Below are 12101 nucleotides of genomic sequence, written 5' to 3' on the forward strand. Positions count from 1 at the left end.
CGCATATCCGAATTCGCTGGGCTGTCCATCTGGACATTCTGGCAACAGAATTTCTTGACGACCATAGAGCATTGGAACCACCTGATCCCATCCCGAACTCAGCAGTGAAACGATGCATCGCCGATGGTAGTGTGGGGTTTCCCCATGTGAGAGTAGGTCATCGTCAAGATTCATTTCGCAAAACCCCTATCTGCACATGCAGGTAGGGGTTTTGTCTTTGTGGCGCAAAAATTCCCGGGCATACAGCGGGTTCACCTGCGAACACCAGCAAGGCCGGTGCCATCCACCGCGTCGCCTGCTTTGCGGCGAAAGCCCATAAGTGCGGCGGGGTCTTCAGGGTATGCTGCAGGATCCCCATCGCCCTGCCGGCGGGCCCTTTTCCTATGCAAGCCAACGGCCCATAGCTATCATGCCTGCCTTATTCCAAGTCGAGACTGGCATGCTGAAGTTGTTGAATCTCCTCAAGGATGGTCGGTTCCATTCCGGAGAAGCTCTGGGGTCGGCCCTCGGGGTAAGTCGCAGCGCCGTTTGGAAGCAGCTGCAGCACCTGGAGAGCGAACTGAACCTCACCATTCACAAGGTTCGTGGGCGCGGCTATCAGCTGGCGGCGCCACTGGCTTTGCTCGATGCACAGGCGATCTCCGAGTTTGCCGAAGGCGAGCGTTGGCCCGTGTTCATCCACGAAACCATCGACTCGACCAATGCCGAAGGCTTGCGGCTCGCCGGGGAAGGGCAGATCGCTCCATTCCTGGTCCTGGCCGAGCGCCAGAGCGCCGGCCGTGGTCGGCGCGGTCGGCAGTGGGTCAGCCCGTTTGCCGAAAACCTCTATTACAGCCTGGTTCTCCGCGTGGATGGTGGCATGCGCCAGCTCGAGGGCTTGAGCCTGGTGGTTGGATTGGCGGTAATGCGTACCCTGCAGGCTTTTGGTGTAAGGGATGTGGGGCTCAAATGGCCCAACGATGTCCTCGTTCGCGGGCAAAAGATCACCGGTATCCTCCTGGAGTTAGTGGGCGACCCGGCAGATGTTTGTCATGTGGTGCTGGGTATTGGCATCAATGTGAACATGCAAACCAACGATCAGGTCGACCAGATGTGGACCTCGATGCGTCGCGAAATAGGTGCGGCAATAGACCGTAACCGGCTGGTAGCGTTGCTCAGTCAGCAGTTGCAGCACGAATTGGCACGGCATCGTCGCTATGGGTTTGCCGCATTCCAGGAAGAATGGGAACAGGCGCACCTCTGGCAGGGGCGCAGTGTTTCTCTGGTTGCCGGTAGCACGCGTATTGATGGCGTGGTTCTTGGCGTCGACGGGCAGGGCGGCTTGCGCCTTGAGGTGGACGGGGTGGAGAAGAGCTTCAGTGGTGGTGAGCTCAGTTTGAGGTTGCGTGATGATTCTTGAGCTCGATTGCGGTAACAGCTTCATCAAATGGCGAGTAATCCATGTCGCTGATGCAGTGATTGAAAGCGGCGGTATCGTCGACTCCGATCAGGCGCTGGTGGCCGAAGTGGCTGCACTGGCTTCGGTGCGTCTCAGCGGTTGCCGCATTGTCAGTGTGCGCAGTGAGGACGAAACCGATGCGCTTTGCGCGCTGATTGCCCAGGCGTTTGCCGTGCAGGCACGGGTGGCGCACCCGGCCCGGGAAATGGCGGGTGTGCGCAATGGCTATGACGATTACCAGCGCCTGGGCATGGACCGTTGGTTGGCGGCGCTAGGAGCCTTTCACTTGGCCAGGGGCGCCTGCCTGGTCATTGATCTGGGGACCGCTGCAAAAGCGGATTTCGTGGCGGCGAATGGCGAGCATCTGGGTGGCTACATCTGCCCGGGGATGCCATTGATGCGTAGCCAGTTGCGTACGCACACCCGGCGTATCCGTTATGACGATGCTTCCGCCGAGCGGGCATTGGCCAGTCTGGCGCCGGGACGCTCGACGGTCGAGGCGGTCGAGCGCGGTTGCGTGTTGATGCTTCAGGGTTTTGCGCGTACCCAGCTCGAACAGGCGCGTGCATTGTGGGGGGAGGATTTCACGGTGTTCCTCACAGGTGGCGATGCGCCGCTGGTAAAGGAGGCCGTCCCCCAGGCGCGTGTCGTGCCTGACCTGGTTTTCGTAGGCCTGGCCATGGCCTGCCCATTGGATTGAGGTGCCTATGCGTTGGTTGTTTCTGCTGTTACTGGTGCTTAACGTCTTCTATTACGTGTGGCACCAGCAGGAAGCCCCGCTGAAGGTCAAGGAAGTCGCGCCCTTGTCGCTGTACAAGGGCAATCAGCAAGAAATCCGCCTGTTGCGCGAAACAGGGGTGTCGGCACCGCCCAAGCGGCGGGACGAGTGCCTGGTGGTCGGTGGTGTGATGGGGCAGGGGCAGCTCGATGCGCTGCGTCAGCGTTTGATGAGCTTGGATATTGCCACGCTGCCGGTGGTGGGGCAGCTGCCAGGGGCGGACGGTCGTTGGCTCAAGGTTGCCCCGGAAAGCGAGCGTTTGCTGGACCAAACCGTCCTTGCGACTCTTTCCAACGATTTCAAAGACTTAAAACACAAAATTATTTTCTGCCAGGGTATTGCAACTGGCGAATAGCTTGATAGAATGGCGCCCGCTTCACAGGGAAGACCACTCAGGTGGCAGAACTGGAAGCAGTGTCAAAGCAGCTAAGTTTCAGATTTGATTGAAAAAATTTGAAAAAAACGCTTGACACTAGGGCGGCAGACAAATAGAATGCCGGCCACATCTGGAGGGATTCCCGAGCGGTCAAAGGGGACGGACTGTAAATCCGTTGCGAGAGCTTCGAAGGTTCGAATCCTTCTCCCTCCACCAGTTTTAGCGAGAGCCGCAAGCTCCGCGGGTATAGTTTAGTGGTAGAACCTCAGCCTTCCAAGCTGATGATGCGGGTTCGATTCCCGCTACCCGCTCCAAGTTTGCTGGATTTTGCACAAAGTGTTTCGCTCTTGTAGCTCAGTTGGTAGAGCACACCCTTGGTAAGGGTGAGGTCAGCGGTTCAAGTCCGCTCAAGAGCTCCATATAAACAAGGCAGATATGAAAATATCTGCCTTTGTTTTATCAGCGCAAGACTATTTCTTCTGCGGAGGATTGTATCGATGGCTAAGGAAAAGTTTGATCGTTCCCTTCCCCACGTTAACGTCGGCACTATCGGCCACGTTGACCACGGTAAGACCACTCTGACCGCAGCTCTGACTCGCGTCTGCTCCGAAGTTTTCGGTTCGGCAGTCGTTGAGTTCGACAAGATCGACTCGGCTCCGGAAGAAAAAGCGCGCGGTATCACCATCAACACCGCTCACGTCGAGTACAACTCGAACATTCGTCACTACGCTCACGTTGACTGCCCAGGTCACGCTGACTACGTGAAGAACATGATCACCGGTGCTGCCCAGATGGACGGCGCGATCCTGGTTTGCTCGGCCGCCGATGGTCCGATGCCACAAACCCGTGAGCACATCCTGCTGTCCCGTCAGGTAGGCGTTCCTTACATCGTGGTCTTCCTGAACAAGGCTGACCTGGTAGACGACGCCGAGCTGCTGGAACTGGTCGAGATGGAAGTTCGCGACCTGCTGTCCACCTACGACTTCCCAGGCGACGATACCCCGATCATCATCGGTTCGGCTCGTATGGCCCTGGAAGGCAAAGACGACAACGAAATGGGTACTACCGCTGTCAAGAAGCTGGTAGAAACTCTGGATGCCTACATCCCTGAGCCAGTTCGTGCCGTTGACCAGCCGTTCCTGATGCCGATCGAAGACGTATTCTCGATCTCGGGTCGTGGTACCGTTGTTACCGGTCGTATCGAGCGTGGTATCGTCCGCGTTCAGGATCCGCTGGAAATCGTTGGTCTGCGTGACACCACCACCACCACCTGCACCGGTGTTGAGATGTTCCGCAAGCTGCTGGACGAAGGTCGTGCTGGCGAGAACTGCGGCGTTCTGCTGCGTGGTACCAAGCGTGACGACGTTGAGCGTGGCCAGGTTCTGGTCAAGCCAGGTTCGGTCAAGCCGCACACCAAGTTCACCGCAGAAGTCTACGTTCTGTCGAAGGAAGAAGGCGGTCGTCACACTCCGTTCTTCAAAGGCTACCGTCCTCAGTTCTACTTCCGTACCACTGACGTGACCGGTAACTGCGAACTGCCGGAAGGCGTTGAAATGGTAATGCCAGGTGACAACATTCAGATGACTGTCACCCTGATCAAGACCATCGCAATGGAAGACGGTCTGCGCTTCGCTATCCGTGAAGGCGGTCGTACCGTCGGCGCCGGCGTCGTAGCAAAAATTATTGAATAAGTAGTTGATTTACTTGATCAGGCCGGTATAATGGCCGGCCTGATACAGCGTTACAGGTCAGTAGCTCAATTGGCAGAGCGACGGTCTCCAAAACCGTAGGTTGGGGGTTCGATTCCCTCCTGACCTGCCATTTCACCTCGGTGTGATGGCTTTCTTCTCACAGGATCCTCCTCGATGACTCCCAAAACTGAAGCCCAAGAATCGCGTTTTGATCTGTTCAAGTGGCTGGCTGTAGTGGCTTTGGTGGTTGTCGGTGTAGTGGGTAACCAGTATTACTCCGCCTCCCCGATCCTGTATCGCGTCCTTGCACTTCTCGTCCTGGCTGCTGTCGCGGGCTTTGTAGCTCTGCAGACTGCGAAGGGCAAGTCGTTCTTTGCGCTGGCGAAGGAAGCTCGTACCGAGATTCGTAAAGTCGTGTGGCCGACCCGCCAGGAAACCACCCAGACCACGCTGATTGTCGTGGCTGTCGTGCTGGTTATGGCACTGCTGCTGTGGGGTCTTGATTCCCTGCTCGGCTGGGCGGTCTCCTTGATCGTTGGCTAAAGGTGTCCCGTGGCTAAGCGTTGGTATGTTGTGCATGCTTACTCGGGTTACGAGAAGCATGTAATGCGCTCCCTGATCGAGCGCGTCAAGCTGGCTGGCATGGAAGACGGTTTCGGCGAGATCTTGGTCCCGACCGAAGAAGTCGTCGAAATGCGCAATGGCCAGAAGCGCAAGAGTGAGCGTAAATTCTTCCCTGGCTATGTACTGGTCCAGATGGAGATGAACGAAGGGACTTGGCACTTGGTCAAGGACACCCCTCGTGTGATGGGCTTTATTGGCGGCACCGCAGACAAGCCTGCGCCGATCACCGATAAAGAAGCAGAGGCTATCCTGCGTCGCGTTGCCGACGGTAGCGACAAGCCGAAGCCGAAGACGCTGTTCGAGCCGGGTGAAGTGGTTCGAGTCATTGACGGTCCGTTCGCTGACTTCAATGGTAGTGTCGAAGAGGTTAACTACGAAAAGAGTCGCCTGCAGGTAGCGGTGCTCATTTTCGGTCGCTCTACTCCGGTGGAGCTCGAGTTCAGCCAGGTCGAAAAGGTCTAGGCGGACGAAGCATCCCATACCCCGCAGCCCTGTGTGCTGCGGGGTTTTGTCGTCACTGGGATAAAACGCAAGTCATCCGGGGAGCCAACAGGCGTTCGTACCCGATTTTGGAGTAGCTCATGGCTAAGAAGATTCAGGCTTACATCAAGCTGCAAGTTAAGGCCGGCCAGGCCAACCCAAGCCCACCCGTTGGTCCAGCACTGGGTCAACACGGTGTGAACATCATGGAATTCTGCAAGGCCTTCAACGCCCGTACCCAGGGTCAAGAAGCCGGCCTGCCGACTCCTGTGATCATCACTGTCTACAGCGACCGTAGCTTCACCTTCGAGACCAAGAGCACCCCTGCCTCGGTTCTGCTGAAGAAAGCTGCTGGCCTGACCAGTGGTTCGGCTCGCCCGAACACCGTTAAAGTCGGTACCGTTACCCGTGCTCAGCTGGAAGACATCGCCAAAGCTAAACAGGCTGATCTGACTGCCGCTGACCTGGACGCTGCTGTACGCACCATCGCTGGCTCTGCCCGCAGCATGGGCCTGAACGTGGAGGGTGTGTAATGGCTAAGCTGACCAAACGCCAAAAGGCAATCGCCGAGAAAATCGAAGCAGGCAAGGCCTACAACTTCGAAGAAGCGGCCACTCTGCTGGCTTCGCTGCCGGCTGCCAAGTTCGTAGAGTCCTACGACATCGCCGTTAACCTTGGTGTTGACCCGCGTAAATCTGACCAGGTCGTACGTAGCGCTACCGTGCTGCCACACGGCACTGGCAAGACCGTTCGCGTTGCTGTCTTCACCCAGGGTCCAGCTGCTGAAGCCGCTCTGGCTGCCGGCGCTGACCGCGTAGGTATGGACGATCTGGCTGCCGAAATGAAAGGCGGCGACCTGAACTATGACGTCGTCATCGCATCGCCTGATGCCATGCGCGTTGTAGGTCAACTGGGTCAGGTTCTGGGTCCTCGCGGCCTGATGCCTAACCCGAAAGTTGGTACCGTGACCCCAGACGTAGCCGGCGCTGTCAAGAACGCCAAGGCTGGTCAGGTTCGCTACCGTACCGACAAGAACGGTATCATCCACACCTCCGTTGGCAAGGTCGGCTTCGAAGCCGGCAAGCTGAAGGAAAACGTTGAAGCCCTGATCGCTGATCTGAAGCGTATCAAGCCAGCTTCCTCGAAAGGTATCTACGTCAAGCGCGTTACCCTGAGCACCACCATGGGCCCAGGTCTGGTCATCGATCAGAGCTCGCTGAACGTGTAAGAACATGGTGGCGCGACCTGTCGCGCCACCAGCAAAAATTGGGGTCCCTGCCTGGCGGGGGCTATCCAAGACCGTAGGCGGCGCAAGCCTTAAAATACCAGCCCACGCAGATGGTGCTCCCGATTCGTTACCGAATCAGACACCAAAACGACATCCGGCTTCGGCCAGATGAAACGGTAAAAACCAGGAGTAAACCCGTGGCAATTAAACTCGAAGACAAGAAGGCCATCGTCGCTGAAGTCAACGAGGCTGCCAAAGTCGCTCTGTCCGCTGTCGTGGCTGATGCCCGTGGTGTGACTGTAGGCGCAATGACCGGACTCCGTAAAGAGGCCCGCGAAGCTGGCGTATACGTACGTGTCGTACGTAACACCCTGCTGAAGCGCGCTGTTGAAGGCACCGAATTCTCGATCCTCAACGACGCGTTCAAAGGCCCGACCCTGATTGCTTTCTCCAACGAACACCCGGGCGCTGCTGCTCGTCTGTTCAAAGAGTTCGCCAAGGGTCAGGACAAGTTCGAGATCAAGGCAGCTGCGTTCGACGGCAAGTTCCTTGCCGCTAACCAGATCGACGTGCTGGCAACCCTGCCAACCCGCGACGAGGCTATCGCACAGCTGATGAGCGTAATCCAAGGTGCAACCAGCAAGCTGGCTCGTACCCTGGCAGCTCTGCGCGACCAGAAAGAAGCTGCTGCTGCCTAAGGCACGCGCAACTCTTTCAAAATCATACGTTTAATTTGATGGCTGCGTAGGCTGTCACCCCAATACAGGATTTAAGTCATGTCTCTGACTAACGAACAAATCATCGAAGCGATCGGCCAGAAAACTGTTCTGGAAATTGTTGAACTGATCAAAGCGATGGAAGAAACCTTCGGCGTTACCGCTGCTGCCGCTGTTGCTGCTGGCCCAGCTGCTGGCGCTGCTGCCGCTGTTGAAGAGCAGACCGAGTTCAACGTCGTTCTGACCGAAGCTGGCGACAAGAAAGTAAACGTGATCAAGGCCGTTCGTGAACTGACCGGTCTGGGCCTGAAAGAAGCCAAAGAGAAAGTCGACGGCGCTCCTCAGGTTATCGCTGAAGGCGTTTCGAAAGAAGCCGCTGAAGACGCGAAGAAGAAGCTGGAAGAAGCTGGCGCTAAAGTCGAGCTGAAGTAATCTCGACCTTGCGACTCCAGTCCGAGCGTTGAGCGAAGGGCTGATGGCTGGTGGCTTATGCCACCGGCCTTTTTCCGTTATTGGTGGCCGGTCAGGCCGGCCCCGATAACAAGCTGCAAGACACCCATGTGGGTGGCGCAAACCAAGAGGTTTGCACGATTTTCTGGCTGCTCCCGCCGGGAGAAGCCAAACAAGCAGGTGACCAAGCTGGGGAACGCTGATGGCTTACTCATACACTGAGAAAAAACGTATCCGCAAGGACTTTAGCAAGTTGCCGGACGTCATGGATGTGCCTTACCTCCTGGCCATCCAGCTGGATTCGTATCGCGAATTCCTGCAAGCGGGAGCATCCAAGGATCAGTTCCGCGACGTCGGCCTGCACGCGGCCTTCAAATCGGTATTCCCGATCATCAGCTACTCCGGCAATGCTGCCCTGGAGTACGTAGGCTATCGCCTGGGCGAACCCGCCTTCGATGTGAAGGAATGTGTCCTGCGTGGCGTGACCTTCGCGGTCCCACTGCGGGTCAAGGTGCGCCTGATCATCTTCGACAAGGAATCGTCGAACAAAGCGATCAAGGACATCAAAGAGCAAGAAGTCTACATGGGTGAAATCCCCCTGATGACTGAGAACGGTACCTTCGTTATCAACGGTACCGAGCGTGTGATCGTTTCCCAGCTGCACCGTTCGCCTGGTGTGTTCTTCGACCACGATCGTGGCAAGACTCACAGCTCCGGCAAGCTGCTGTACTCCGCTCGCATCATCCCTTACCGCGGCTCCTGGCTGGACTTCGAGTTCGACCCGAAGGACTGCGTGTTCGTGCGTATCGACCGTCGCCGCAAACTGCCGGCCTCGGTGCTGCTGCGTGCCCTGGGTTACAGCACTGAAGAAGTGCTGAACACCTTCTACACCACCAACGTGTTCCACATTTCCGGCGAGAAACTCAGCCTGGAACTGGTACCGCAGCGTCTGCGTGGTGAGGTTGCAGTCATGGATATCCATGACGAAACCGGCAAAGTCATCGTCGAGCAGGGCCGCCGTATTACTGCGCGCCACATCAACCAGCTCGAGAAGGCCGGCGTCAAGCAGCTGGACGTTCCAATGGAATACGTCCTGGGCCGCACTACTGCCAAGGCTATTGTGCATCCGGCTACCGGCGAGATCCTGGCTGAATGCAACACCGAGATGACCACTGAACTGCTGATCAAGGTCGCCAAGGCTCAGGTCGTCCGTATCGAGACCCTGTACACCAACGACATCGATTGCGGTCCGTTCATCTCCGACACCCTGAAGATCGACACCACCAGCAACCAGCTGGAAGCCCTGGTCGAGATCTACCGCATGATGCGTCCTGGCGAGCCGCCAACCAAGGATGCTGCCGAGACCCTGTTCAACAACTTGTTCTTCAGCGCCGAGCGTTACGACCTGTCCGCCGTTGGCCGCATGAAGTTCAACCGTCGGATCGGTCGTACCGAGATCGAAGGTTCGGGCGTGCTGAGCAAGGAAGATATCGTCGAGGTTCTGAAGACCCTGGTCGACATCCGTAACGGCAAAGGCATCGTCGACGACATCGACCACCTGGGTAACCGTCGTGTACGTTGCGTCGGTGAGATGGCCGAGAACCAGTTCCGCGTTGGCCTGGTGCGTGTCGAGCGCGCGGTCAAGGAACGCCTGTCGATGGCGGAAAGCGAAGGCCTGATGCCGCAAGACCTGATCAACGCCAAGCCGGTTGCGGCAGCGGTGAAAGAGTTCTTCGGTTCCAGCCAGCTGTCCCAGTTCATGGACCAGAACAACCCGCTCTCCGAGATCACCCACAAGCGCCGCGTCTCCGCACTCGGCCCAGGCGGTCTGACCCGTGAGCGTGCCGGCTTCGAAGTCCGTGACGTACACCCGACCCACTACGGCCGTGTGTGCCCGATCGAGACCCCTGAAGGTCCGAACATCGGTCTGATCAACTCCCTGGCAGCCTATGCCCGCACCAACCAGTACGGCTTCCTGGAAAGCCCGTACCGCGTAGTGAAGGAAGGCGTGGTCAGTGACGACATCGTGTTCCTGTCGGCCATTGAAGAGGCGGATCACGTCATCGCCCAGGCTTCGGCCGCGATGAACGAGAAGAAGCAGCTGATCGATGAGCTGGTAGCTGTTCGTCACCTGAACGAATTCACCGTCAAGGCGCCGGAAGACGTCACCCTGATGGACGTTTCGCCGAAGCAGGTTGTTTCCGTCGCTGCGTCGCTGATTCCGTTCCTCGAGCACGACGACGCCAACCGTGCATTGATGGGTTCGAACATGCAGCGTCAGGCTGTACCGACCCTGCGCGCCGACAAGCCGCTGGTAGGTACCGGCATGGAGCGCAACGTTGCCCGTGACTCCGGTGTCTGCGTGGTTGCTCGTCGCGGTGGCGTGATCGACTCGGTCGACGCCAGCCGTATCGTTGTTCGCGTTGCCGACGACGAAGTGGAAACCGGCGAAGCAGGTGTGGATATCTACAACCTGACTAAGTACACCCGTTCGAACCAGAACACCTGCATCAACCAGCGTCCGCTGGTGAGCAAGGGTGACAAGGTTCAGCGTGGCGACATCATGGCCGACGGCCCGTCCACCGACATGGGTGAACTGGCACTGGGTCAGAACATGCGCATCGCGTTCATGGCGTGGAACGGCTTCAACTTCGAAGACTCCATCTGCCTGTCCGAGCGTGTGGTTCAGGAAGACCGCTTCACCACCATCCACATCCAGGAACTGACCTGTGTGGCGCGTGACACCAAGCTTGGCCCAGAGGAAATCACTGCGGACATCCCGAACGTGGGTGAAGCCGCACTGAACAAGCTGGACGAAGCCGGTATCGTCTACGTGGGTGCCGAAGTCGGCGCTGGCGACATCCTGGTCGGCAAGGTAACGCCAAAAGGCGAAACCCAGCTGACTCCGGAAGAAAAACTGCTGCGCGCAATCTTCGGTGAGAAGGCCAGCGACGTTAAGGACACCTCCCTGCGCGTGCCAACCGGCACCAAGGGTACCGTCATCGACGTACAGGTCTTCACCCGTGATGGCGTCGAGCGCGACAGCCGCGCTCTGGCCATCGAGAAGATGCAGCTGGACGAGATCCGCAAGGACCTCAACGAAGAGTTCCGCATCGTCGAAGGTGCAACCTTCGAGCGTCTGCGTTCTGCTCTGAACGGCCAGGTGGTCGACGGTGGCGCGGGCCTGAAGAAAGGCACCGTGATCACTGACGAAGTGCTGGATGGTCTGGAGCACGGGCAGTGGTTCAAACTGCGCATGGCCGAAGATGCACTGAACGAGCAGCTGGAAAAGGCTCAGCAGTACATCGTCGATCGTCGCCGTCTGCTGGACGACAAGTTCGAAGACAAGAAGCGCAAGCTGCAGCAGGGTGATGACCTGGCACCGGGCGTACTGAAGATCGTCAAGGTTTACCTGGCAATCCGCCGTCGCATCCAGCCGGGTGACAAGATGGCCGGTCGTCACGGTAACAAGGGTGTCGTCTCGGTAATCATGCCGGTCGAAGACATGCCGCACGACGCCAACGGTACTCCGGTCGATGTCGTACTGAACCCGCTGGGTGTACCTTCGCGTATGAACGTCGGTCAGATCCTCGAAACCCACCTGGGCCTGGCGGCCAAAGGTCTGGGCGAGAAGATCGACCGCATGATCGAAGAGCAGCGCAAGGCCGCTGAACTGCGCGTGTTCCTGACCGAGGTCTACAACGAGATCGGCGGTCGTCAGGAAAACCTGGACGAGTTCACCGACGAAGAGATCCTGGCCCTGGCCCACAACCTGAAGAAGGGCGTGCCAATGGCTACCCCGGTCTTCGACGGTGCCAAGGAGCGCGAGATCAAGGCCATGCTGAAGCTGGCCGACCTGCCAGAGAGCGGCCAGATGGTGCTGTTCGATGGCCGTACCGGCAACAAGTTCGAGCGTCCTGTGACCGTTGGTTACATGTACATGCTCAAGCTGAACCACTTGGTGGACGACAAGATGCACGCGCGTTCCACTGGTTCCTACAGCCTGGTTACCCAGCAGCCGCTGGGTGGTAAGGCGCAGTTCGGTGGTCAGCGTTTCGGGGAGATGGAAGTGTGGGCGCTGGAAGCATACGGCGCGGCATACACCCTGCAAGAAATGCTCACAGTGAAGTCGGACGACGTGAACGGCCGTACCAAGATGTACAAGAACATCGTGGATGGCGATCACCGTATGGAGCCGGGCATGCCCGAGTCCTTCAACGTGTTGATCAAAGAGATCCGTTCGCTCGGTATCGATATCGATCTGGAAACCGAATAACACGTGACGCGAAGGGGAGTGGGGCAGGTAATGCCCGCTCCCTG

The 12101-nt window shown here is 57.8% G+C and carries 11 protein-coding genes, 4 tRNA genes and 1 rRNA gene; all 16 read left to right on the top strand.

Annotation, left to right across the window (positions count from 1 at the left end; all coding sequences use genetic code 11):
• Positions 1 to 53: 53 nt before the first annotated feature.
• The 16 genes from rrf to rpoB all read left to right on the top strand — a co-directional run bounded on the left by rrf (position 54) and on the right by rpoB (position 12057).
• A 5S ribosomal RNA gene (gene rrf / locus GEV38_RS02575) occupies positions 54 to 169 on the top strand.
• A gap of 270 nt (positions 170 to 439) precedes the next feature.
• Complete coding sequence (birA, locus tag GEV38_RS02580; RefSeq protein WP_015268743.1) at positions 440 to 1399, top strand: bifunctional biotin--[acetyl-CoA-carboxylase] ligase/biotin operon repressor BirA; 960 nt, start codon at positions 440 to 442, stop codon at positions 1397 to 1399.
• Positions 1389 to 2138, top strand: a complete 750-nt coding sequence (locus GEV38_RS02585; protein ID WP_015268744.1) for a pantothenate kinase — start codon at positions 1389 to 1391, stop codon at positions 2136 to 2138. Before birA ends, GEV38_RS02585 begins: the two co-directional genes overlap by 11 nt.
• A 7-nt stretch (positions 2139 to 2145) precedes the next feature.
• The gene (locus GEV38_RS02590; RefSeq protein WP_015268745.1) at positions 2146 to 2571 is read left to right on the top strand and encodes a hypothetical protein; all 426 of its coding nucleotides are present in this window, start codon (positions 2146 to 2148) and stop codon (positions 2569 to 2571) included.
• A 153-nt stretch (positions 2572 to 2724) separates the two neighbouring features.
• Positions 2725 to 2808, top strand: a tRNA-Tyr gene (locus tag GEV38_RS02595).
• Between the two features lie 24 nt (positions 2809 to 2832).
• Positions 2833 to 2906, top strand: a tRNA-Gly gene (locus GEV38_RS02600).
• A 29-nt stretch (positions 2907 to 2935) separates the two neighbouring features.
• Positions 2936 to 3011: transfer RNA gene (locus GEV38_RS02605), tRNA-Thr, on the top strand.
• A gap of 78 nt (positions 3012 to 3089) precedes the next feature.
• Positions 3090 to 4283, top strand: coding sequence for an elongation factor Tu (gene tuf / locus GEV38_RS02610; RefSeq protein ID WP_013970626.1), 1194 nt, complete (start codon positions 3090 to 3092; stop codon positions 4281 to 4283).
• Positions 4284 to 4337: 54 nt separating this feature from the next.
• A tRNA-Trp gene (locus GEV38_RS02615) sits at positions 4338 to 4413 on the top strand.
• Positions 4414 to 4457: 44 nt separating this feature from the next.
• Entirely contained in the window at positions 4458 to 4826 is a 369-nt protein-coding gene (gene secE / locus GEV38_RS02620) for a preprotein translocase subunit SecE (protein ID WP_003257081.1), read from the top strand.
• Between the two features lie 9 nt (positions 4827 to 4835).
• Complete coding sequence (nusG, locus tag GEV38_RS02625) at positions 4836 to 5369, top strand: transcription termination/antitermination protein NusG (protein ID WP_003255501.1); 534 nt, start codon at positions 4836 to 4838, stop codon at positions 5367 to 5369.
• Positions 5370 to 5488: 119 nt separating this feature from the next.
• The gene (rplK, locus tag GEV38_RS02630) at positions 5489 to 5920 is read left to right on the top strand and encodes a 50S ribosomal protein L11 (protein WP_003255500.1); all 432 of its coding nucleotides are present in this window, start codon (positions 5489 to 5491) and stop codon (positions 5918 to 5920) included.
• Positions 5920 to 6615, top strand: coding sequence for a 50S ribosomal protein L1 (gene rplA / locus GEV38_RS02635; protein ID WP_013970629.1), 696 nt, complete (start codon positions 5920 to 5922; stop codon positions 6613 to 6615). Before rplK ends, rplA begins: the two co-directional genes overlap by 1 nt.
• Before the next feature lie 197 nt (positions 6616 to 6812).
• Positions 6813 to 7313 (top strand): 50S ribosomal protein L10, encoded by a 501-nt coding sequence (gene rplJ, locus GEV38_RS02640; RefSeq protein ID WP_003257082.1) that lies wholly within the window; start codon positions 6813 to 6815, stop codon positions 7311 to 7313.
• A gap of 78 nt (positions 7314 to 7391) precedes the next feature.
• A complete protein-coding gene (gene rplL, locus GEV38_RS02645) occupies positions 7392 to 7763 on the top strand; it encodes a 50S ribosomal protein L7/L12 (protein WP_013970630.1) in 372 nt (123 codons plus the stop codon).
• A gap of 220 nt (positions 7764 to 7983) precedes the next feature.
• Positions 7984 to 12057 carry a DNA-directed RNA polymerase subunit beta gene (rpoB, locus tag GEV38_RS02650; RefSeq protein WP_013970631.1) on the top strand — a complete coding sequence of 1358 codons (4074 nt, stop codon included), beginning with the start codon at positions 7984 to 7986 and terminating at the stop codon, positions 12055 to 12057.
• Positions 12058 to 12101 lie beyond the last annotated feature (44 nt).

The sequence above is a fragment of the Pseudomonas sp. 13159349 genome, from assembly GCF_013305685.1.
Lineage (GTDB): Bacteria > Pseudomonadota > Gammaproteobacteria > Pseudomonadales > Pseudomonadaceae > Aquipseudomonas > Aquipseudomonas asiatica.